Genomic DNA, 25,560 nt, shown 5'->3' on the forward strand with positions numbered 1-25,560 from the left:
CCTCTGCTAAAAGAAAAAATCGATAGCGCCAGTTTCCGCCGCTGCACTCTTTGTCACTGCTGTGTTTGCCTGCTGCCAGGACAGCTCCCGGATCGGAGTCTCCGGAGAGCGGAGCAGTTCGCCAAGCAGCTCCTCATAATGAGCAGCCATCTTCCTTGCCGTATCCTCCTCGAACAAGTCCAAGCTGTAATTCCAATGCAGCTGGAATTCGCTCCCCGTACGCTTCGCCTCCACAACAAGCTCAAACCGGGCCAGATGCAGCTCAATCGGATAAGGAGTAATGCGGCAGCCTGGCAGGTACAGCTCCTGCTCCTCGAAGTTCAAATAGCTGAACATCACCTGGAACAGCGGCTGGCGCTTGCTGCGCTTGGCCTTCACGACCACTTCCTCGAAGCGGTCGGCCGGATAGTCCTCATGCGCGTAGCACTGGAGCACGCGTTCCCGGACTTCCCTCAGGAAGGCCAAGAACGTTTTGCCCCCGGCCGGGAAGCTGCGGAGCGCAAGCGTCTGGGCGAACATCCCCGGCATACGCTCCAGCTCCGCCGAGCCCCGGCCCGCGCTGAGCGATCCGACGACAAGGTCGGACTGGCCGGTATACAAGTGCAGCAGAACGTTGAAAGCCGCAAGCAGAATCATATAGGCGGAGGAGCCGGACTGCACGGCCAGCCGATTCACCGATTGCACCAAGTCCTCGTCCAGTACGGACCACAGCGTCCCGCCCTGTCCGCTCAATCGCGAGGGCCGGGGGCGATCCGTGGGCAGATTCAGCACGGCCACCTCGCCTTCGAATACCCCACTCCAAAACCGGTCCAGCTTGTCAAGCCTCCCCTCATCGAGAAAGCCTTGCTGCCAGACTGCGTAGTCCTTATACTGCAGCTTCGGCTTTTCAAGCTTGGCGCCCTCGTACAAGAGGGCCAGCTCTCTCAGCACCGGCTCGATGGAGGCACCATCGAAAATCAGATGGTGAGCATCGAAGAGCAGCAGATGCCTGCTCTCTCTCAGCTTCAACAGCTCAAGGCGAAGCAGCGGAGCAGAGCCCAAATCGAAGGGCCGGACGAACTCCCGGATCGCCGCCTCCACCTCATGCTCCTCCGCAGCCGTAACCGGAAGATGGAGGTCCACCCGCTCCGCTATTCGTTGTGCGGGCTCGTCTCCGTTCCACTCGAAGGATGTCCGAAAGACATCGTAACGCTGCACCAGCACCTGCGCCGCTTCCTCTAGCCGGCCCGTGTGCAGACTTCCCTCGATCAGGAATGCCCCCGGCATGTTCCAAGCAGTCTTCCGAGCATCCATCACGCTCAGGATATACATCCACCTCTGGGATGCGGATAACGGATAGGTCTCCCTCCGCTCCACCGGAGCGATCGGATGTGAGGCTTGCCGCCCAGCCGCTTCGATGCGGACAGCCAGACGTCTCACCGTCGGATGATCGAATACCTCAAGCAAGGGAAGCTCGACTCCGAGCGCTTGGCGGATCCGGGAGACCAGCCAATTGGCCTTCAGCGAGTGGCCTCCCCACTCGAAGAAATGGTCGTCTATGCCGATGTCATGCTGATTCAGCGCTTCCCGCCAGATTGGAAGCAGAAGCTGCTCGGCAGCGGTATGGGGCACATGGCCACCGCCCCTTGCTTGACTTAGGCGAGCAGGCTGCGAAAGCGCCTTACGGTCGACTTTGCCATTGGACGTCAGCGGCAGCCGGTCCAGCAGTATGAAGCGTGCCGGAATCATATAGGCCGGGAGCGATTGCTCCAGGAAGGCTGCCAGCGCCTCTTCCTCAAGCCTCTCCTCTTCGCCCACGATATAAGCGCACAGCTCCACATCATCCCGCGGGTCGCGTAGAACGATCACTTCCGCAGCCTGCACCGCCGGATACGCCAGCAGACGGGAGCGGATCTCGCCCAGCTCGATGCGGTACCCTCGGATCTTCACCTGATGATCGAGGCGGCCAAGGAAGACGAGCTCGCCGTCTTCCCGCCTGCGGACGAGATCGCCGGTTTTGTACATCCTGCCGTTCTTGGCAAACGGGTCCGGGAGGAAGGACTGCCTGGTGAGCTCCGCCTGACTCAGATAGCCCCGGCCAACCCCCTGGCCGTAAATATATAACTCGCCCGCTTCTCCGTCCGCTGCAGGCTCTCCCCGCTCATTGAGCACATACACACCCTGACCGGATAAAGGCCGTCCGATCGGCACAGCCCCTTCCCGCTGTACCTGGGCGGGCAGAATCGTATAGGCAAGCGAATCGACGCAGCATTCTGTCGGTCCATAAATATTGGTCACCACGGGCATATGCTCCCGCATGGAGCCCAAAAAGCCGTTCACTGCAGCCCACGTCAGCTCTTCGCCGCCGATAATCAGCTCCTTCACCCCGATTGCTTTCCCCAAAGCATCGATGGCATACGTGAGCATGCTCAGATGAGCCGGTGTTCCATCGGAGATATCAATGGCATGCTCATGAAGGTAAGCGGCCAGCCCGCGCCCGTCGATACGCAACTGCTCCGGAACGACGTACAGGGTATGTCCGTTCAACAAGGCACCGAAGATCTGCTGCACCGATGCGTCGAAATAGTATGGCGCAACCAGCGAAATTCGCAGCCCCTCGCCATAGCGGCTATAGATTTGCCTGTACAGCCCGGCCATCAGATTCAGTACATTCCGATGCTCGATCATCACGCCTTTGGGCGTACCGGTCGTGCCGGAGGTGTACAGCAGATAACTGAGCGCCCCGGCAGAGACGAGGGTCAGCGCTTCCGGTTGCTCTTCTTCGCTGCCGATCTCCTCCAAGACCCAGACAGTGCCCGGATAGCCATCCAGGAGCTCTTGGTACTTTTGCTGAACCAGCACACCACGCGCTGCGCTATCCGACAGCATATAGCGGATTCGCTCCGCAGGCGCTTTCGGATCGATCGGCATATAAGCCGCTCCGGCTTTCAGAATCCCGAAGATGCCTGCCACCATGCCGAAGCTGCGGTCGGTCAACAGTCCCACAGCCTGATCCGGCCTTATGTCCCCCGCTGACAGCACAGCGGCAATCCCATTGGCGCTATGATTCAGCATCCTGTACGTGTACTCCGTACCGTCCGCATAGACGGCCGGCCGATCCGGCGTCCGATCCACCTGCTCGGCAAATCGTCCATGGATCGTAGCGGAGGGTTCCATCACCATCGATATATCACCGTTCACAGGCTCTGTATCCTCCTTCAAAATTCCATAAAATCAATCGAAAAAGACGGCGTCGCCGGCAGGTCTCCGCTAACAGAGCCAGCAACAGGCAGGGACAGATCACGGATCAGGATGTTCCCGTCTTCCGCGAGGAGCGACAGAAGATGCAAATAATCTCCCGCAAACCGCTTGGCGACCTCTTCCGTTAAGCTTTGGGCCGTATACGCAAGCTCAAAATGCAGCTCATCGCCCTTGTTCATGCTGTGCAGCGTGTATTGCACAGCTGTCAGGCCCCACCCGGCGGCTTCACTGCTACGGAACGCAAAGCCGGCTTCAAGCTTCAGACCTTCGGCAGCGGGTCTGGACTCATTCGCATAAATCCCTGCTTCTTGGACTACGGCCTCCACTTCTTCTGCAAAGAAAGCGAATGTTTTATAGCCCTCGGCTTTATTTCGTACAGCGCTCAAGCAGCCGGACGGCTCCAGGCTCAGATGTCTTCCAACAGCGGGCAGTTGAATGCCGACGCTGACATCAGGCTGTCCGCTGTATTTGGACAACAGAATCTGATAGGCCGCAAGCAGGAGGATGGCCGGGCTTGTACGGCAGCTCTCGGCAACCTTCTTTAACGCTTTGGTGAGATTGACGTCCGCTTGAAACGCTACCTGCTGCCGGGTTCTGGGCTCTACGCTCACTGCGACTTCCTCCCAGCCGGACAGCCCTAAGCGGGCTACGGGTTCCCCAAACACTTGGCGGGCGTAGCGGCTCTCGGCAAAAGGAACCTTCGGCTGCTCTGTTTCTGCTGCGGGAGCTGCCTGCCTCGCCGGAAGCTCGGGAACCTTCAGCCAGCATCTGATCGGATCGAACGGGTAGACCGGCAGGCGCACTTTCCTTCGGGCTTGGCCCAAGTACAAGCGTTCCCAGCGGATATCCGCACCCTGCACATACAGATGGGCCAACTCCCGCAAGCGCTCCGGCACCTGCTCTTCCTTACCGCTGTACAGATCGTCCAGCACGGAGCCCGACTGCCGGGTCAACTCCCGGATGCGGCTTTCCGTTAGCTCGGCTTCCGATTTGGGTGCCCGGCCTGCGGCCGCGACTTTAACTTTATGAAATCCGTAGTAAACCCCGTCATCCGGAGAAGCGGAAGACGGCTGAGGCTTCATCCTGCGCAGCACAGTTAGCAGATCCGTCGTACTTTCGGTCACGACCGCCAGTCTGTACGCATAGTGCCCTCGGCCCGTACCTGCCGTATAGCAGACATCGGCCAGATCCAGATCCGGGCGCTTCTCCAAGTGCCCGACGTAGCGCGCAATCAGCTGCTCCATCGCGGTTTCGCTTTTCGCGGATAAGGCGAAGAGCCGATGCTCCCTCTCTGCAACTGGCTTACTTGACGCTGCCCGGCCTGGGGCTTCCTCCATCACGACATGACAGTTCGTGCCGCTGAAGCCAAACGAGCTGACCCCGCAGCGGCGAGGGGAGTTCTCGGACTCCCAGGGAGCCAGCCGATCGTTAAGATACACGGGGGACTGCTCGAAGCTGATCTGCCGGTTGGGAAACTGAACATGCAGCGTCGGCGGAAGCTCCTGATGCTGCAAGGCGAGCGCAGCCTTCACCACGCTGGCCAGCCCGGCTGCGGCATCGGTATGGCCAATATTCGACTTCAGAGAGCCGATGGCACAAAACTGCTTTTTCTTCGTGTAGCGCCGGAAGGCACGCTGAATCCCGTCAATTTCGATAGGATCACCCAGCTTCGTTCCGGTTCCATGAGCTTCCCAATACGAGATCGTCGCGGGATCAATGCCCGCATCCTTCCAGGACCGGACAATGACATCCTCCTGCGCCTGCGCATTGGGCGCCGTGATATTGATAGAGTTGCCGTCCTGATTGATCGCGCTCCCCTTGATTACGGCGTAGATGCTGTCCCCGTCCTCCAGCGCCTTATCGAGCGGCTTGATCAGGATTGCCGTCACCCCTTCGCTCAGCGCCGTCCCGTCCGCCCGGTCATCGAAAGCCTTGGCTCTGGCATCCGAAGCCTCGATACCGTATTTCACATAGCCGTCCAGCGGCATCAGCGTCAGCCGCAAGCCGCCGACAAGCGCCTGATCGCATTCGCCAGCTTGCATAGCCTTGCAAGCCAGATGCAGCGCAACCAATGAGGAAGAGCAGGCGGTATCGACGAGCATGCTTGGCCCCTTCAGATCCAGATAATAAGGAATTCGGCTGGCTATGATCGCGGAGATATTGCCCGCTACGGACATGTCCAGTGATTCCGGCTCGGTATAGGACACGAACTGCCCGTACATCGGCCAGCCGCTATATCCGATATATAGACCGGTACGCGATCCAGCCAGCGCCTTGCCCCCATACCCCGCATCCTCCAGCGTATGCCAGGCCACCTCGAGAAACAGCCGCTGGTTGGGGTCCATCAGGCTGGCTTCCTTCGGAGAAATGCCGAAAAACCGGTGATCGAACGCGTCGATTCGCTTCAAGTAGCCTGCCTGGCTGTAGGACGTGTCCAGATCCTTCATGTACGTAAACTGCTTCAGACCGTCCACATCCTGCCACCGTGATTCCGGGAACGGGCCGATGCTGTCCTTACCCTGGCGAAGATTCTCCCAGAACTGCTCCGGATCATCGGCGTCAGGCAGCCGTACGTCCATCCCGATGATGGCGAAACTGTCCTTGCGAGGCAGTGCATGCCCCTCGGATTTCAATAGATGCAGCAGCTCAGCGCCGGACTTCTTGTCGAGCTGACCAGCCCCAATCTGCCTCAATATCGCATGAACCAGTTTGTCGCTCATGTTATCCCCCCAGTTTGTGAAACAAGGCAGCTGCCTGGTCCGCATCGATCTCGCCCCGAATGAAGGCATCGAGCAGACTGTCGATGCCGGCGCCAAGGTCCGAGTCACCGTCGGCGGCCTCCAGACTGGGAGCAGCCTCTTGATGATCCGCAGCCTGGATCGTCAGTGCGCCCAACTGCTCTGTAATCGCCGAAATCGAGGTATACGTAAACAGATCCGCGACGGTCAGCTGACCGGGAAAAGCCTCGTCCAGCAGGCTATGGACCCGCGTAATCAGGATCGAATCGCCGCCGATTTCGAAGAAGTTATCATAGCTGTTCAGCTCATCAAATCCGAGCGTTTCCCGCCAGATCGACGTGACAGCCGTCTCAATCGTTTCCGGTGTTCGGAAGGGCGAAGCCGCTTGTGATGGGGAGCGGATCGAACAGTCATTCCTGCCATTCGGTTTCGCTGCTGCTGCAGTTGCAGTTGAAGGCATACGTCCCGCGCCCATGACCAGCCGGCGCAGTCTGTCGCTCAGTCTGATCGGCACCTGATCCCACGTAAGCCCGCGGATCTCGCCCTTGGCATGGATCTCCCCGACGATCACCCGTTCCGCGTCCGCATGCAGAATAGTCTGGAAGGCAGCCAACGCCTGCTCCGTAGAGATCGTCTTGAGCAGATTATCGGTGTTCGTCCCATAATCCGCAGCCATCCCCGTTTCCTTCCAGGCCGGCCAGTTAATCGTCACCGTACCCGTTGCCCGTAAATTCCGGGACGCCGCAAAGCCATCCAGATAACTGTTAGCTGCCGTATAATCGGATTGTCCCGGCATGCCGACCAGCGTATTATTCGAGGAAAATAGTACAAAGAAGTCCGGCCGATCCTCCTGGGTCAATTCGTCCAGCAGCAGTGCGCCGCCAGCCTTGGATTCGAACACGGACCGGAAGGCCTCCCGGTCCTTGCGTATCAAGAACCCGTCTCCGGGATTACCGGCAGCATGCACGATTCCGCTGATCCGGCCAAACCGCCTCCGCGTCTCCGTGATGGCGGCAGACAGTCCGGCACGGTCGGCCACATCCGCCGCCAGCCACAGCACCTGCGAGCCGGAAGCCTCCAGCTCCTGCACCGCCCGGATCGCGCGGACCGTCTTGGCCGCATGCAGATCAGGCTGTGCTCGGATCGCTTCCCACTGCTCCCTGTCCGGTACGGCGGTTCGGCCGATCAGCACCAGGTTGACGCGATGCTCTGTTGCCATGAATTTGGCAATCTCCAGTCCGATTCCCCCGGCCCCCCCGGTAATGACATACGTACCGCCAGCCTGGATGCGAGCCGGAGCTGGAGCTGGAGCAACCGGCTCCGGGAGCTCCTGCTCACGCAGCTCCTCGATATAACGAACCCCTCTGCGGTAAGCGGCTGGCCCTGTTCGATTAGGCTCTGCCTCCAGCTCCTGCACAACGGCTTCTACCGTTGTCTCCAGATCGGCATCGATGCTTCTGCACCGGATATTCGCATACTCGCTGCCGACCACCTTGCCCAGCCCATGCATCGCGGCATGTACGGGATAGAGAGCCTGTTCTTCGCCCGTGACCCGGTAGGCGCAGCAGGACAGCAGATGCAGGTGCAGCGTGTGCTTCAGATGACTTTGCAGCAAGGCTTGCAGCAGGTTGAACAACCGGGTCACAGCAGCTAGCTGAACCGATGTTCTGGAGCCCAGCTCCTCCTGAATCTCTGGCTCCCCGGCATAGGCGTCCGCATGCACGATATGACAAACGCCCTTCTCCTTTACCAGCGCTGCCAGCAAGCCAGCCTGCTCATCGGCGCCATCAGGGTCACTACCGGATCTGGAGGCCGCTTCCACATATACCTCCGCATGCCGCTGTCTGAGCAGCTCGACCAGACGCTCAGTCCGGTCCGTTCGCCGACCGATGACCAGAATCGGTCCCTGAAGCCCTCCGGCACTTATATCCGGAGTCTCTGCCGCAAACTCGGGTACCCACGCCATCTGATAAAAGGAGGCACGGCCATCCTTTTCCGGCTGAAGAGCCTTTTTCCGTGCTTTCTTCAACGCATAATCTTCGATCTCGACAAGCGGCTTGCCGGAGCGGTCCAGCAAGGCAATATCATAGCGGATCAGCTCCGTCTGCGGCGTGATGGTGTCCTTCAGCCTCACATAGCTGTAGAACTCCGCTGGCAGAGAGCTGTGAATCGTAAGCTTGCCGTAGGCAAAAGGCAGAAAGATGCTGTCGTCCTTGATCGAATTAACCGATATGGCCTGATCGATCAACGGCATCGTCGTCAGTGCGTTATCCATAAGGGATGGATGTAAGGTGTAGGCAGCCAGCTCGGATACGAAGGCATCCGGCGTCCGGATCACCGACAGCAGCTCCGTCTCGCCCACATACATCCCCTGGAGATTATTCCATCGGGGTCCGAACTCGAAGACCGAGGTGTCATTGTACTTCTGCAAATCCGGAATCATGTAGCCGGCTTGCAGCCGCTCGATGAGGACTGGCAGCGGATAGTGATCTTTGGCTTCTAGATGATCCCGTGCAGGCAGCAGGCGTAAACTCCCTGATACATGACGGATGAACGACTGCTTTGCCTGCTCCTCCCGGGTCCCGGCCCGCCGGCTCTCCACGGTGAATTCATAGAGCTCACCTGAGCCCTTGACGACGAGCACCGCGTCGACCGGCTCTTCGTCTCTGACCACCATCGGCGCCTGGAACATCACGTTCGTAAGCTGTACCTGTCTGCCGGGAAACCGGCCTCCGCATACCTCCAGCACCATTTCCAAATAAGCCGTTCCGACGAGCACACTCTCGTTCATGATTCTGTGCTCGGCGAGCAGCCACTGCCTGCTGTCGAACCGCTTGGTGTACACCTCCACATCCAATGCTTCTGCCTGTCGGCGGTCCAGCAGCGGGGCCAACCCTTGATGGCCCAAAGAGGAAGCCTCGGCTCCATCGTTCTGGGCAGGAACCCGCTCCAGCCAGCAGCGGGTACGCTCGAACGGATACGTCGGCAGATGCAGCCTGCGGAGCTGCCGTCCCTTGTACAGCTTGCTCCAGTCGGGAGTCGCCCCCTCTACATACATGGCGGCGAGGTCGGTCAGCGTCTCCCTTGCCGTCCCGGCTCCCGGTATATATTCGCCGAGCTTCTGCTCAGCAAGCTGCGTCATGAATCGAATCTCATGCTCGGTCAACTCGCCGCTTGTTCGATTTGGCTGATTCGCCGATACGATCTGGTGACTGCCGTAATACACATCCTCATCTCCATGAACGGAGCCGCTGCCGAGCTGCCCGGCCAATAGCTCCAGCCGCTCACTCAGCTCCTCGCAGGTCCGGGAGAGAATAGCCGCCCGATAGGCATAATGACCGCGCCCGGTATTAGCCGTGTAACAGATATCCTGCAAGCGAAGCTGCGGTTCGTCGGTCAGCCTTGTCCGGTACGCCTCCAGAAGCTGCCGGAGACCGTTGACGCTTCGGGCGGACACGGCCAGTAGATGATATTCGCCGTCAGAGCCGTTTGCGGGCTGCTCCAGGCTTCCAGTCCCAGCATAGGGCTGCGGAGCTTCCTCCAGGATAACGTGGCAATTCGTACCGCTCAGTCCGAAGGAGCTGACCCCGCAGCGTCTCGGCGTAGGCCCGGACTCCCACGGAATAAGCCGGTCATTTACAAACACCGGGGAATCGGTAAAGTCGATCTTCCGGTTCGGCTCATGGAAATGCAGCGATGGCGGGATTTCCCGATGACGCAGCGCGAGCACGGACTTGATCAGGCCTGCAATCCCGGCACTGTTGTCCAGATGCCCGATATTCGTCTTGACGGAGCCGATCGCACAGAACCGCTTCCGCTTCGTGTACCGCCCGAACGCGCGCTGCATCCCCTCGACCTCGATGGGATCGCCCAGCTTCGTACCGGTTCCATGCGCTTCGATGTAGGAGATGGACTCCGCCTTCACCCCCGCATCCTTCCAGGCGCTGACGATCACATCCTCCTGCGCAGCGGCATTGGGCGCTGTCAGTCCGATGGAAGTGCCATCATGATTGGCTGCACTCCCTTTGACCACTGCATAGATGGAATCTCCGTCCTTCAGCGCCTGATCCAGCGGCTTGAGCAGAACCGCAGCTACCCCTTCGCCCGTGCCGGTGCCATCCGCGCTTTCGTCAAAGCTCTTGGACCGGAAGCTGCTTGCTTCCACACCGATATTCGTCTGCCGGACCGGGAGCAGATGAAGCTGAACCCCGCCGGCAATCGCCATCCCGCACTCCCCTTCCCGGATGCTGCGGCAGGCCAGATGGAGCGCCAGCAAGGACGACGAGCAGGTCGTGTCCACGATCAGGCTCGGTCCGCGCAGATCCAGCAGATAGGACAACCGGCTTGCGATAATTGGCCTCGTATTGCCAGCCAGCGCGACAGACAGCAGCTTCGGGTCCACGGCGGATACCCAGCGCTTGTAATCGGTCTCCGAGCCGTAGCCGACAAATACGCCCGTCCGGCTCCCTACGAGCTGCTGGCCCCCGTAGCCCGCATCTTCGATGGCCTTCCAAGCCGTCTCCAGAAACAGGCGCTGATTCGGGTCCATAAGCGATGCTTCCTTGGGCGACAGGCGGAAGAACGCGTAATCGAATTTATCGATCTCCGTCAGGTAAGCCGCTTCCGGAAATACAGCCGCTTTCCGAGATAGCCCCAGCAGCGGAAGCATGGGCTCTACGTCCTTGAGCCGCTCTTCGGGCAGCGGGCCGATACAATCGGTGCCGCTGCGGATCATGCGCCAGTATGCTTCCGGATGCGAAGCCTGCGGCATGTCCATTCCGATGCCGATAATGGCAATCTCCCGGGCTGCGCGCGGTTCGGGCTGCGGCGGCACAGAAGGCCGATTGGCCTCCCCGGCACGGCGGTTCAAGGTCACATCTTTGAAATTAACCATGCCGGAACCATCCTTCCAGCTGCAGCAATTCGCTTACATAGTCATTCCACTTGGGGGCTTGACCCGTTTCGTTCAGAAGCTGCCGGTAGCGGGCCGCCCTTTCCGGCTGCGGCGTTCTTTTGGCTTCGAAGACCGTATGCAGCATAAGCAGTCCCTGCTTCTCATGCTCATCGAGCACCGGTGCATTCACCTGCTGCAGCTCGTCATGGAGCTTCATCGCCTTCCGGTAAGGCATCACGACGCCTGTCTCGTACTCCTCGTGATCATCGTTTCGGTTCTTCGTCGAGACGGCCACGGTCAGACATCGGGACAGAAGATCCTCATGACTTCCGGCCGACCTGCTGCTAGATGCCCCCTGCATATCTGATCTGACCCGGAGTCGCAGCACCTCCGCGTCCTCTTCCTTGTCATAGGCGGAGGCTTGAACCTCGGGAGCAAGCCTCCGCATGAAGTTACGCAGCACCGCTTGCGGTCCCAGCTCTACGGCTGCCGTTATCCCATAATCGGCAGCTGCCCTCATCGATTCCACCCACCTGACGGGATGCGTCATCTGGGCGGACAGCGTGGCGGCAATATCCGTATGGCTGGAGTAGACCCGGGCGGTCACATTGGAGATAACCGGACATCGCAGCGGAAAGTACGTATACGTTCCCAGCTCTTTCCGCAGCCGGACCGCAGCCGGCTCCATGAGCGGGCTATGGAAGGGAGCGCTGACCTTCAACGTAATGACCGTGGCCCCGATTCGTGCGAGCTCTTCTCCGGCCTGGACCACGGCGGCTTTGTGACCGGAAATGACGAGCTGATCCGGCGAATTGTAATTGGAGATCACCACAGAGCCGCCTTTACCTTGACCGCTGATCTGCCGGCATACCGTCTGTACCGCTTCCTCCGAAGCGCCGGTTATCGCTGACATGGCGCCCGCGCCAAGCCCTACCGCTTCCTGCATGAAGCGGCCCCGCTGCCTGACAAGCTGCACCGCATCGGCAAAAGCAATAGCTCCGGCACATACGAGGGCCGAAAACTCGCCCAGACTATGTCCGGCCATGACGACAGGCACAATGCCGCTCTCCTCGACGAAGACATCATAAGCAGCCTTGCTTACCGTCAAGATGGCTGGCTGAGCATACTCGGTCTGCATCAGTGTATCGGCAGGCCCCTCCAGGCATAGTTTAGCAAGATCATAGCCGAGCACGCTGCTCGCTTCGTCGAACGTGTGCCGGACCGCCGCATGCGAGCCGAGCCATTTTTTCCCCATGCCCACATATTGGGAGCCTTGTCCGGGGAACAGGAATGCATAGTTATTCATGGGCTGTAACCGCCTTTTCCCTTTGTTCGGCAAACATCCGGATCAGCTCCGCATAGCCTTCCGTCATCTCAAGCACCGTGTCCCGGCGTATCTTCTGCGGGTTGAATGTGCATGACCCTTGCACCGACTGCCCGCGAACCGTCATGCGCCATATCAGATCGAGGCCTGCCAAATCATCGGCTGCTCCGCTGTGGGAATTTCCGTGATCCCATACAAAGGCAGGGAGGATCCCCCGCTCAGATGGTCCTGCCTGAGTGCCGGACACCACTTCCTGTCCTGTATACATGCGAGGGGATTCCTGCGTCCGCTGCTCGTGCACCAACCGGAAGAGATCACCGAAGCCATCCAATCCGCTGAGTGACGCAGCGATCGGCTGCCACTCTCCTTCATAACGAGGGTGAGCCCGTAGAACCTCTACCTCCTCCGAGGACGAGAATGCCGACAGCAGCAGGTAGAGGAGCATAGCCAGGCAAGCATCCTCCTCCGTCGCCCCCACATCCTGGCCGGCCCGGACAAGATCCCTGTACGAGCTGGCTGGCAGGTCAAACATGACTGACTTGCTTTCCCTACTCTCTTCAAGGTCTTCCGTGACGTTCTGTTCGAGGAAAACGTACTGCGGCTCATACGCAGGGCGCTTCGGCTGCAGGTCTGCCTCGATAACTCGGGCCAGCTTGGCAATCGTCGGATACGTAAACAAATCGGTGATCTTAACCTTGTTTGGGTAGCTGCGCTCAATCTCGCTATGCAGCTTGAACAGCAGGATCGAATTGCCTCCAATCTCGAAAAACGGATCTTCCCGTCCGACCTGTCCGTGCCCAAGAATCTGCTGCCAGATAGCGGCCAGCTTTAATTCCGTCTCGCTTCCGCCGTCCCAGGCTGAGGGGTCCGCCTGACGGGACACCCGGGGCTCGGGCAAAGCTTTTTTGTCGATTTTCCCGTTGGGGGTCAGCGGCATATATTCCAGCGGGATGAAGTACGACGGCACCATATAGTCGGGCAGCCTAGATGCCGCATAATCGCGGATAGCATCAACTCCGGCCTCCGTCACGCAGAGCAGATAAGCGCACAGATACTTGGCATCGCCGGCGCTCTGCCAGTCGATCACAACGACTTCTTCCACCGCTTCGTGTCTGAGCAGCACGGCCTCGATCTCGGCCAGCTCGATCCGCATACCCCGGATTTTCACCTGGTAATCGGTTCGGCCGATATAATCCAGCTGGCCGTCCGGCAGCCAGCGAACCAGATCCCCCGTCCGGTAGAGGCGCTCGCCTTCCACGAACGGATGAGGAACGAACCGCTCCTCTGTCAGCTCCGGCGCCTGGTAGTAGCCCTTGGCAAGTCCTGCCCCTCCAATATACAGCTCGCCGATCCTGCCGTCCGGGAGCAGTTGAAGCGACGCATCCAGCACATACAGCTGTGTATTATAAATAGATTGGCCGATCGGAATGGTGGGAGCTTGTCCCGTTTCCGATGGCTTCATCCGGTAAAAGGCCGCGATATCCGTGCATTCCGTCGGACCATAGGTATTGACGATTTCGGCCCGGAAACGGGGGGACCGCAGCCAGGCTGACAACCGGTTGACATGAATCGGCTCCCCTCCGAGAAACACCTCCCGGAGCGGCGACAGACGGATAAAGTCTGTCGTCTCGTTGAAATCGATCAGCGGATAGAACGCGCTCGGCGAGCAGTTCAGCAGCGTAATCCGATGGGAGTGAATCACGTCGGACATCCGGTTGTAATCATACGGACCGGGATCGAACAAGGTCAGCTTCCCGCCCGTCACCAGCGTGCAGTAAAAGTTTTTCTGCGCGAGATCGAAGCTCGACGGAGCGATCAGCAGCACATGATCATCCGCACCGATACGGAACTCGGTCGTAAACCAGTGCAGCAGATTGACGAACGCCCGCGTGCGGATCATGACGCCCTTCGGGTTTCCGGTCGAGCCTGACGTATAGAGCACATAGATCAGCCTGTCGGGGTCGAGCGACAGATTGAGATTGCGATCATCCCAGCTCTCGTCGCTCACGATCTCGGAGACGGCGAATACTCGGGTATTCGCGCCGTAGGCGGCAGCCCTAGCCCGCCGCCCTGCCGTCAACAGCACCTCGGTTCGCGAATGTCCCAGCAGGTAGGCGATTCTCTCCTGCGGATAATCCGGGTCGATGGGCACATAAGCGGCACCGGCTTTCAAGATGCCGAATATGCCGACGATCATGTCCAAGGACCGCTCGGCCATCAAGCCTATGACGTCGTTCTCGCCGATGCCCAGGTTGCGGACAAACCGGGCCACCCGGTTCGCCTGCGCGTTGAGCTGTCCATAGGTCATCGTTTGGTCCAGAAATTGCAGGGCTACCGCATCGGGCTGCTTGGCCGCCTGCTCCTCGAACAGCTCATGCACCGACCGATGCTCAGGGTAGGCGACAGCCGTATCCCGGAAGCTCTGCGTCAGCTTCGTTACCTCAGCCTCATCCAGCATCCGGATGGACGCAAGCCTCACATTTCCCTCTCTCGTCAGCGCATCCAGCAGCCGGACGAAATGCCTGCCCAGTGCTTGAACGGTCTCCAGCTTGAACAGCTCTGCGTTGTATTGCAATTGAACCTGCAGAGGGTTCAGGGAAGTTACAGTGAGCGCCAACGGGAAATTAGTCGACTCCAGCATCGCATGCCCGGTCAGTGTAAGCGGGCCGCCTGATCCGCGGACCGCCTGATCGAGCGGGTAATTCTCAATCACCACAATCGAATCGAACAAGCTTTCCGTACCGGTAAAGCTTGCATATTGCTTCAAGTCTGCCAGAGGAACCGCCTGATGCTCCTCCCGCTCCCTGCTGGATGCACTGACTTGAGCCAGCAGCCCGGACACGGTCAAGTCCCCGGTGATGCGCACACGCAGAGGTAGTGTATGAATCAGCAAACCGACCATTCCGTCCGCCCCACGCAGCTCGGGTGGCCGTCCGGAGACGGTCGTCCCGAACACGATGTCGCCAGTGTTGCCGTATCGATGCAGCAGCAATCCCCAGGCGCTGTACAGGATATCCGCTACTGTCAGTTCCTCCCGTGCGGCGCAAGCATGCAGCCGGTCCCAGGCATCCCCGGCCAGCAGGAGATTCTCGTGGTGCGTGACGGTCACCCGCTCTTTCTTCCGCTTGTCGATAGGCAGAGGTGTTTTCGTCTCGAAGCCGGATAAATAGCTCCGCCAGAAGCTTTCCCGCTTCTGAGCGTCTTGGGACTGTATATAGATCAGGAAGGTTTTATAGGATGGCTTGACCGGGGGTACCCATGGCCTATTGCCGGACAGCGCCTGATACGCAGACATAAACTCCTTCAGCAAGATGCCCGTGCTCCAGCCATCGAGCAAGATGTGATGGTAGGTGAGGATTAGAGCGTAGGTGCTCCGGCCCAGGCGGCAGAGCGCGAGCCGGAAAGGTTCCCGCCGCAGATCGATGCCCTCGGCCTTGTCGCGCTCCTGCAGCACGGCCAGAGCCGCTTCCCGGCCCAGCTCGTCCAGCTCAGACAGATCGACAAAGGAAATAGAGGGTTCCCGGTGCTTGCGTATAATTTGAACGGGCTTGTCCAGCTTCTCCCACCGGTACACGGTCCGCAGTATTTCGTTGGCGTTCATCACAGCCTGCCAGCTTTGCCGGAAGCAATCCGGGTCGATATCGCCCAGCAGACGAAGCACGAGCTGCTCCAAATATTGCGCGCTCTCCGGTTCCATCACGTAGTGAAAAAGCAGCCCCTCCTGCATCGGAGACAGTGCCCATACGTCCTCTACCTCGCGCCGGTCGATTTTATCCGCTTGCGTACCGTTCAAGATGTTCCAGCTCCTTTCAGCATTCGGAAGCCCAGCTCTTTCTTCAGTAGCTCTACTACTTCTGCCTCATCCTCATGGATGAAAAAGTGCCCTCCGCGAAACCGAATGATCCGGTACCCGGCTGCCGCATGACGCCGCCACTCCTCCAGAGGCCCCTGTATCGTGCTGTCTTCGGTTCCGCCAAGCACGATCAGGTTAGCGCGTATGCCCTCGGTCTTCTCGGCATAGCGGTAAGTCTCCAGCATCCGATAGTCGGACCGTATGATTCTCTCGAACATCGGATACACGGACGGTGTATCGAAGAGCTCCTGCGGCGTCCCCCCGATCGATAGCAGCTCCTGACGAAATTCCGAGTCGGACATCAGGTGTACATACCGATTCCCAGCAGGCACATGCGGAGCCGAACGGCCTGACACGATCACAGGGTCAGGCCCCGGAAGTGCGGCCTGCTGGATGCGGTGCACCAGCTCGAAGGCCAGCAGACTGCCCATGCTATGTCCGAATAAGGCGTAAGGCGAACCGTCTAGGTACGGCTCTATACGCTGGAATAAATCGTCCACGGCGTCCTCTACACGGTCCGGCAAAGGCTCATTCATCCTCGCCCCCCGGCCTGCCAGCTCCAGCGGATGGACATCCGCGACCGGCAGGAGCCGTTTGCGCCACCTGCCATAGATGGCCGCAGATGCGCCTGCGTAAGGCAGGCAGAACAGCTTCATTGCACCCGCCGTCATCGGAGGAAATGCACATTCGCCCGGCTGAACGGCTCTTCGGCAGTCTCCGGCCAGACCGAAGTCTGCACCTCGGCGATATGCGCTTTGCGGAGTAAGAACATGAACAGACGGGATTGGCCGATACCTCCGCCAACCGAATACGGCAGCCGGCCCTCCAGCAGCGCACGGTGGAAATCCAGCTCCCCTCTTTCTTCGCAGGAGGCAAGCTCCAGCTGCCTCACCAAGGCCGCTTCATCTACGCGGATGCCCATGGACGACACCTCGAACGCCTGACCGATCACCGGATTCCACAGGATCATGTCCCCATTCAGCGTCCAATCGTCATAATCCGGCGACCTGCCGTCATGGGGGATGCCGGAGCGCAGCCGACCTCCGATTTGCATCACGAACACAGCTCCGTATTTCTCTGCAATCTCAGACTCTCGCTCGCTTGCAGAAAGGGACGGGTACGCATCCTCCAGCTCCTGCGAGGTCACAAACGCGATCGTCTCCGGCAGGATCGGCGCAATCTGCGGATAAGACTCGTACAGATGCTGCTCCGCAGCCCGGATGGCTCCATAGATCGTGCGGACGATGGATTTGAGCGTCTCCTCGTTCCGTTCTTCCTTCCCGATGACCCGCTCCCAATCCCATTGATCGACGTAGAGGGAATGAAGAGGGTCCAGCTCCTCGTCCCGGCGGATCGCGTTCATCCGGGTGAAGATGCCTTCTCCGCGGTCGAACCCGTAGTAAGCCAGCGCCGTCCGCTTCCACTTGGCCAACGAGTGCACGATCTCGAGCTCCAAATCTGGCAACGCCCGGGCGGTAAAGGTAACCGGACGCTCCTCCCCGTTCAGGTTATCGTTGACGCCTGTGCCTGACCTGAGAAACAAGGGAGCCGTCACCTGCGTCAGATTCAGCTCGCTGGCCAGCCGATTCTCGAAGAACGTCCCGGCCTTCTGGATCGCCTTTTGCGTTTCCTTGGCATTGAGTAAGGAGCGATAATCCCGTACAACCACTTGTTCTTTCCATAATCCCTTCATCCACATGGCTCCTTATCGGGGTGTTAAGACTTCATTCGTAGGCGGCAGCCACCTGCAGCTGCCCCGGCTGCTGCACGATCTGTCCAAAATCCAGCTTGATCAGCTGATCCGCCAGATGGAAATACATATCATCATGGGTAATCGCGATGATGCAGGTCCCCCGCGCTCGCAGCTCAGGCAGCAAGGTGTGGTAGAAAAACTTTCTGTATTCCGGATCCTGGTCCGCCGCCCATTCATCCAACAAGTAAACCGGACGCTCTTCGAGATAGCTGATCAGCAGGGCGAGACGTTTCCGCTGTCCGGTGGACAGCTCGATGTGGCTGAAGCGGCCTTCCTTGAGCGTTACTTTGTCTTCCAGTTGCAGCACCTTCAGATAGTGCCGGATGTCCTCCTCCTTGGTCGTCCAATCAATCCCGTACAGACGGCTGAACAAGTGAACGTCGCTGAATATCGCGGAAAACAGCTCATTCAATTCACCAGGACCTGCTGGCCGGCCGTTCAGCAGCATCTGCCCTCTGCTTGGTTGATACAAGCCTGTCAGCAGCTTGGCGAAGGTGGACTTGCCGCTGCCATTCCCTCCCGTGATGAACGTGATCTGACCGGAGCGGAAGGTCGCAGACAACGGCCCGACCGCAAATACATGACCGTCGGAGGTTTCGTACTCAAACTCGACCGCATCGGCCGTAAGCTCGACCGACGCCAGCTGTCCGGCGGCTGCATCGCTCCCGATCCCGGACAATACCTCATCCAGCTCAGCATTCAGCGCCTGGATACGTCTCCAGCTAATGCGTACCATCGCGAACTGCGGGATGGAGGCCAGAATCATATTGATCGGCCCGACCATATAGATGAAGACGAAGACATAGTCACGAACGAAGGAGAACGCATTGTCGAAGAGCAGCGGGAACAGGAAGCCGATCACCCCGAGCACCATCACGAACAGCAGCTCTCCGATGATGAATACCATCGCGAAGTTGATGTCGCCTTGCGCGCGCTTGAGGCGGTATTCCTCACAGCTTTCATTGAAGTCCGCCTGGAAATCACGGCGCTTGCCCCGGTTCAGCGCCAGCTCCTTGAATCCCCGGACCAGATCGTTGATGTACCGGAAAAACGTATTTTGAATATCCCGCGTCTGCTCCCACAGCGCGTTCGCTTTTTTGCCGACGAAGTAATACATCACTGCTGCCAGAAGCAGCACACCCATCGAGATCAGCAGCCCCAGCGCATTGATCAGCCCCAGATAGATGAAGCAGAACACGAGCGTGATCATGCTGGTGAGGCCGGATACGATCAGATTCACGATGTTGCTGATCGCTTCGGTATCATTATTTAGCGTGGACTCGATCCGTTCGCGCTTGATTTTCTCCATGTCCTGATAAGAGATCCTCAGCAGCTTGGCGACGATCTCCGTACGCTTGCTATAGATCAGATCATTGGCCAACCGGATGAGGATTGGCCTCAGCACCCTTTGCCCAACCACATACAGCACGATCCCGAACAGGAAGTAGAGCAGCAGATTGTTGGCTGTCTGTATAGGCTGCTGAAAGCCGATCTTCGCCCGCGTACTCACCGCGTCGTTCACCGTGAATACGATCAGTGCATTGCCGAAGCCGCTCGCCAGACTCAGCACACTCATCAGGAAGTATGAGGTTTTGCCCGCCTGCGGGAATAGCAGCTGTAGCACGTAGTACAGGTAGAACAGTGCTGCAGCCCCTCCGATGGCGTACATGCCGAGGTGCAGCGTATCCGGGGTGTACACGACCATCGCGCTCCAGGTGCTGCCATTCAGGTACACCCGCGGTACATACGTCAGGCAGTAGAAGAACACAGCGGTTACAGCGCTTAGAAGCAGGACGCTTCCAGTCCGTGCAAGGCTGAGGCCGGCGAATTTCCGTCTTCTCCGGACAATACCGGCCAGCGATGCGCCGTTCAGGTAGAGCAGCACGCCTATGAACGGAACGCAGCCGATGAGGATCATCGCGCCCACCTTGTCCAGCCGGGCGTAATTGTCGAAGTAAGAGAAGGCCTCTTCCCTGCCGGTGAAGTGATTGACGATGTCATTAGCTATTTTCTGCGGCAGATACGTCTCCAGATTGGAGAAGACGGCTACGCCAAGCTGTTCCTCCGGACGCAGGATGACCGACGAGAAGAAGTTAGGATTGTTGCCGTCATGGAAGAGCTGACCGCCGCCCAGCTGGAGCACATTCCAGCCCATCGCGTAGGAGGAGCCGTCTCCGAACGGCGGTACCGTGCGGTTCGCCTGCTGTGTCTCCAGCGCCAAACGCCGCAAGTCGCCCGATGCTTCAGCCGTACCAAGCTGCAGCTTGATCCACTGGGCGTAATCCTCGCTGCTCGTCACAACATACGCAGCCGGCACATTGCCCCCGTAATACGGGGCGTCGTAAGCCTTTGCTTGCGTAAACCACTGCTTATAGCCCCGCGACATCTGTCCTTCCGGGACTCCCTCCCGGCCTACATACGTATGATTCATCCCGAGAGGCTGCAAGATATGCTGCCGGATGTAAGACGCGTAGGGCACGCCGGTCGCCTGCTGCATAATCAGGCCCAGAATGTCATAATTGACCGTGGCATATACAAATTGATTACCTGGCTTATACAGCAGCTTGCTGCCTGCCAGGACGCGCATGGACTTCTCCAGCGCATCCTCCCCCTGCAGCTCCGGCAGCTCCCCGATCGTGGACGGGGCGATCCCGCTCGTATGATGCAGCAGTTGTCTGAGTGTGACAACGGCAGGCTGATGCTTGTACGTGAAGGTTAGCCAGGGCAGATAGGCCGTAACCGGCTCGTCCAGCTTCAGCAGCCCCTCCCGGCTCAGCTTCAGCACCGCCATCGCTGTGAACGCCTTGCTCATTGAGCCCAGCTCGAACAGCCTATCCGTCGTCATGGGAATGCGCGCCGCCTTGTCGGCGAAGCCGAATCCTTTGTTATAGACGGTATCCCGGCCTTTGACGATGACTACGGAGAGCCCTGGGATCTCGCTTCCTTCGAAGCTCTTGGCAATGATCCGCTCCACCGCTTCCGTATCCTGGCCGGACCATGCAGGCGCAGCCGGGCTTCTCCATACAACAGCCGGCGGCAGCAGGCAGGCAACGATCGCAGCAAGCATCAGCCATAGTCCCAAGCTTCTATACCATCTCGTTCCATGAGCTTTCATCGATTGCACATTTTCCGACTCTCCCAGGCCGTATTTTGAGCTCCCTGATCAAGCTGATCTCAGACAGGCTGAGACTAACCGAACAGCATATCCAATTGAGACTGCGAAAGCCCCGCAGCAGCAAAGTCCGACGGTGTAAACTGCGGGCTGTCTGTAGAACAGCCATGCTGCACAAGCCAGCGAAGATGCTCAGCCATTCGTTCGGTCAAGCTATGCAGCCTAGCCGCCTCCCCGCTCTGACGGCCATAGACGGTGGATAGAGTCAGCCGTTTATTCACGATAGCGGCTACGATGTCAACGAAGCAGGTCAGTTCGTTGCCCGAATCATGCTCCGCGCCTGAATCCAGCAGTGCATACTCAAATAGATCATTGCCGAACCCGGTATCCAAATCTCCGACGTAATTAAATCTCACGGTCTCCCTGCTGCTAATCTCCACACTGCGTTTCAGATAACGCAGCACGCCATAATCGATGCCTTGGGCTGGAACCGCCCGCAGTTGTTCCTTCGCTTGCTTGATCAATTCTCCCGGTTCCCCGCCCTCCAGCTTAAGACAGCAAGGATACATACTCGTAAACCATCCCACCGTTCGTGTAAGATCCAAATCCTCGAACAACTCTTCCCTCCCATGAGTCTCGACTTCAATAAGAACGGTATCCCGATGCGTGTATTCGCGAACCGTCAAGGCCAGCGCCAGCAGCAGCAAATCCTTCGTTTCCGTCCGGTATGCAGCGTTGGCCGGTCCTGTCAGCTGCGCCGTTTCCTCCTCCGTCAGCTCCGTCCGGCTGTGCACGCTATCCGCAATCAGCTCCGGCTGCAAGGACGCTTCCTCTTCCGTCATGGGCCAGCCCTCGCAGCCTGCGGCGTCGTGCTGCACGCCTTTCCAGTACAGCTCCCGCTCCTCCGGGATGTGCCTGGCGTATTGATGCAGCCTCTCAGCCCATTGCCCGTAGGCATGCGTCTTGCGAGGCAAGCGCAGTCTCTCCCCCCGCCTGATCTGATCCAGCAGGCTTGCGAAATCATCCAGCACAATCCCCCAGGACACTACGTCGATAACCAGATGATGCGCGGTCAACAGCAGCATCTGGGAGCCATTCGCGTCCGTCTGAAACAGACAAGCTGCCAGTGGAAGCCCCTGATCCAGCCGCAAGCCCGATTTCAACCGGGTACCTATCTCCCGCAGACGAGCGGGAACCGTCTCGATCGGAACTGACGATAAATCAGCCTTTTGCACGTCGATTTCCTTCCGCATCAGCTCAGGGTTGTAGAACAGCCGCCCGGATTGGCGGTTGTACGAAAGGCGCAGCGCATCATGATGCTGCACGATCGCCTGCAGGATGATACGCACCTCCTCCAGCTTCACCTGCTGCTTCATGCGGAGCAGTACAGACTGATTCCAGTAGTGCTCGTTAGCGAACTTCCGGCTGAAAAACCACTCCGTAATCGGCGTCGGCAAAATCTCGCCCTGGGCGGGCCCTTGACCTGCCTCTGTCTCTGACATCTGCTCGGCGCTGGCTGCAACCTCAGCAAAATACGGCTGTGACAAAATATCCTTCACCTTGACTCGAATCCCATCCTCATGCAATTTGCCTGCGATCTGAATGGCCTTGATGGAGTCGCCGCCCAACTGATAGAAATGATCCCTGCGGCCCAGCCGTTCCACCTGCAGCACCTCCCGGTACCGGTGCCACACCTTCTGCTCCAGCTCGCTGGTGAATACCGGCTCCTCTCCATCGCTAGACGGAAAAGCGATTGGCGGTAAAGCCGCTCGGTCCACCTTGCCGTTCGGCGTCAGAGGCAGACTCTCCAGCCGTCCGTATAAGGACGGAACCATATAATGAGGAAGCTTACCGAGCAAACTGGAACGCAACTCCTCCTCATACACTTTCCCCGGCGATACATAGTAAACGCATAGATGGACCGCGCCGTCCGGGCCTGTCCGGTCAAGAACAGCAGCATCCTTCACCAGAGGATGCTCCAGCAGGCGGCTTTCGATCTCGCTCAGCTCGATCCGGTAGCCTCTGATCTTCACCTGATGATCGATCCGTCCCAGATATTCCATCACGCCGTCCGGCCGGTATCTGGCCAGATCTCCGGTTTTGTACATGACCGCACCGGACACGAACGGGTTGGGCACAAAGCGCTCCTGCGTCAGGTCATTCCGGTTGAAGTACCCCCGGGCTACGCCGTCGCCGGAAACATACAGCTCCCCAATACTCCCGACCGGGAGCAGCCTGAGCTGGGCATCCAGGATATACAGCTTCACATTGTCCGCAGGGCGGCCGATGGGGACCGAAGCGCCGTCATCGACCAGCTCATCGAAGCGGTGAATCATGCACCCTACGGTCGTTTCTGTCGGCCCGTATTCATTGTAAACCTCCACATGCCCGCCGAACGCTTCACACACGCTGCGAAGCATGCTTGTTTTCAAATCCTCCCCTCCGACGATAAAGCGACGTATGATGCTGTGCCTATAAACTCCGTCCTTTAACAAGGACAGATGTGCCGGAGTCAGCTTAATCACATGGGTCGCGTTATCTCTCACAATCCGGTTCAACACGGAATCCGTCCCATCATCGTCCGCATAAACGCGTATGGGGTTCCCATTGATCAGCGGAGCGAACAGGCTCGTCACCGTCAAATCGAAGGAAATCGAGGAGTAGAAGGCGAAAGACTCGGACGGATCGGCCAGATAATGCTTCTTGGCCCACCAGCTGTAATTCACAAGCGAGCGGTGCGAGATCATCACGCCCTTCGGACGGCCAGTTGACCCGGACGTATAGATGATGTAGGCAAGGTCCTGGGGTTCGTTAACCACCTCCAGATTAACGCCATCACCGGAGTACACATCCGGGTCCAGCAGATCGATGAGGTCTCCCTGGTAATCCAGCTCCCTCAGGCTATCCGCCACATTCGTCAGTAGCAGCGCCGCCTGCGAATCCTCCATCAGATACCGGATACGCTCCGCCGGATATCCCGGGTCGATCGGGACATAGGCACCTCCGGCCTTCAACACCGCCAGGATCGCCACGATCGTCTCGGGAGAATGGACGGCCATCAAGCCGACGACATGATCCCGGCCTATACCACGCCCTCTTAGAGCAGCCGCAAGCCTATTCGCTTGAGCATTTAACTCACCGTACGACATCGCTCTGTCTAAGCCTTTGTACAGAGCTACACGATCCGGTGCTCTCGCTGCCTGCTCCTCGAAGAGCTGATGCACAAGCCGATCTCTGGGATACTCCGCCTCAGTCCGGTTCCAATCCGTCAGCAGCCTTCGCTTCGCCGCAGGCGTGACCAGCTCCAGCTCATCGGCCCGCAGAGAGGGCTGCTCCAGACAAGTGAGCATCATCTGGTGCAGCTGCTCCCACATGCTCTCGATATCTGTATCGGTATATTCGGAGATCTTGTAGTCGAAGCTGATCAACAGCCTTCCGTCCGCTCTCCAATCCTTGATTACCATCTGCAGGGCGTACATCTGATGACCGCTGTAAATCTCTGTCGTCTCAATCGGATCACCGTCCAGCTCGGCCAGCATCCGGGTATTGTAATAATTCACACATAGATCGAATAGCGCGCTATACCCCTTTTTCTGCAGCTGAAGGTTCTGCACGAGCAGATCATACGGATACTTCTGGTTGAAGTAGCAGCTCTGCAGCTCCTCCTGTACCGACTGCAGCAGACTGTGCAGCGTCTGCCTGTCATCCACCCTATAGCGGAAAGGAACCGTCGAAGTGAACATCCCGAACGTGTCCTTTTCCTTCCGGCCGGAACGGTTAAGCACCGGAGTCCCTATAATCAGGTCGTGTTGGCCGGTCGTCCGCTGCACACTCAGAAGCATTAGCAGCACGAAGAAGGTGTTCACGGAGCAGCCCTGCTCGGCGGCAAATTGCTTCAACGTCTCGCTGAGTCCCGCTTCCAGCAGGAAGGACTTCCGCTTGCCTGCCGTATCGGTGGAATCCCGTACCGTCAGCCCCTCGGGAAGCGTCTCGAACCGCGTGTTCCAGAACGCCTCATGCTTCGCAAAGCGGGATGACGCCATATAGGACGCTTCCGTCTCCAGATAGTCCAGATAAGAGGGGTACTCCTCTGGCGGAGGAAGCTTGTCCGGCTCGGGCCAGGAAGCATACAGCTCCCAGATCCGGTTCATCATCCGGGTCAGCGACCAGCCATCCGCAATCAGATGATGGAAAATAAATACATAACCTGCTTTATGTTCATGCAGCCGAATGTTGTAGAAGGCGAATAAAAACTCGCTCATCCCATCAAATGGCCTCTGCGCTTCTTCATGAATCCATCTGGAGAAAGCTTCCTCCGGATCGGGGAACGAACTGAAATCTTTGAGCGGAATGGGTGTCCTAGGCCATTCTCCTACATACTGCCTGACTTCACCCTGCTCCCGGATCAGCCTCAGACGAACACCGGCATTCTCTTGGATGAAGCGATGAAGCGATGCTTCCAGATCATTGAAATCGATAGCCCCCAGCTTGAAGGAGGAGGCGATCAAATGATGAATCGGGGTATGTTGATGGATGTTCTCGACGAACCATATCCTTTTCTGCGGATGCGTCAACGGATAGGTGGCATGCTCTCTGCTCATTCGCTTCCCTAGCTCCCTTCGTGCACGGATGAACATGGTAGTTTC

General features: G+C 58.5%; 9 protein-coding genes. All 9 read right to left on the reverse strand.

Features of this window, described 5'->3' with window-relative positions; genetic code table 11:
• Positions 1 to 6: 6 nt before the first annotated feature.
• Positions 7 to 3,180: an amino acid adenylation domain-containing protein gene (locus WMW72_RS04720; RefSeq protein WP_341414267.1), complete on the reverse strand. Its 3,174-nt coding sequence runs from the start codon at positions 3,178 to 3,180 to the stop codon at positions 7 to 9.
• A gap of 17 nt (positions 3,181 to 3,197) precedes the next feature.
• Positions 3,198 to 5,960, reverse strand: a complete 2,763-nt coding sequence (locus WMW72_RS04725) for a type I polyketide synthase (RefSeq protein ID WP_341414268.1) — start codon at positions 5,958 to 5,960, stop codon at positions 3,198 to 3,200.
• 1 nt (position 5,961) lies between these two features.
• Positions 5,962 to 10,872, reverse strand: a complete 4,911-nt coding sequence (locus WMW72_RS04730; RefSeq protein ID WP_341414269.1) for an SDR family NAD(P)-dependent oxidoreductase — start codon at positions 10,870 to 10,872, stop codon at positions 5,962 to 5,964.
• Positions 10,865 to 12,178: an ACP S-malonyltransferase gene (fabD, locus tag WMW72_RS04735; protein ID WP_341414270.1), complete on the reverse strand. Its 1,314-nt coding sequence runs from the start codon at positions 12,176 to 12,178 to the stop codon at positions 10,865 to 10,867. Before fabD ends, WMW72_RS04730 begins: the two co-directional genes overlap by 8 nt.
• Positions 12,171 to 15,989 (reverse strand): amino acid adenylation domain-containing protein, encoded by a 3,819-nt coding sequence (locus tag WMW72_RS04740; RefSeq protein ID WP_341414271.1) that lies wholly within the window; start codon positions 15,987 to 15,989, stop codon positions 12,171 to 12,173. The genes fabD and WMW72_RS04740 overlap by 8 nt, the downstream gene beginning before the upstream one ends.
• Complete coding sequence (locus WMW72_RS04745) at positions 15,986 to 16,720, reverse strand: thioesterase II family protein (RefSeq protein ID WP_341414272.1); 735 nt, start codon at positions 16,718 to 16,720, stop codon at positions 15,986 to 15,988. Before WMW72_RS04745 ends, WMW72_RS04740 begins: the two co-directional genes overlap by 4 nt.
• Positions 16,717 to 17,742, reverse strand: a complete 1,026-nt coding sequence (gene asnA, locus WMW72_RS04750) for an aspartate--ammonia ligase (protein WP_341414273.1) — start codon at positions 17,740 to 17,742, stop codon at positions 16,717 to 16,719. The genes WMW72_RS04745 and asnA overlap by 4 nt, the downstream gene beginning before the upstream one ends.
• A gap of 31 nt (positions 17,743 to 17,773) precedes the next feature.
• Positions 17,774 to 20,917 (reverse strand): cyclic peptide export ABC transporter, encoded by a 3,144-nt coding sequence (locus WMW72_RS04755; protein ID WP_341414582.1) that lies wholly within the window; start codon positions 20,915 to 20,917, stop codon positions 17,774 to 17,776.
• A 74-nt stretch (positions 20,918 to 20,991) separates the two neighbouring features.
• Complete coding sequence (locus WMW72_RS04760) at positions 20,992 to 25,515, reverse strand: amino acid adenylation domain-containing protein (RefSeq protein WP_341414274.1); 4,524 nt, start codon at positions 25,513 to 25,515, stop codon at positions 20,992 to 20,994.
• Positions 25,516 to 25,560 lie beyond the last annotated feature (45 nt).

This window comes from Paenibacillus filicis (assembly GCF_038070315.1).
GTDB classification, from domain to species: domain Bacteria; phylum Bacillota; class Bacilli; order Paenibacillales; family NBRC-103111; genus Paenibacillus_G; species Paenibacillus_G filicis.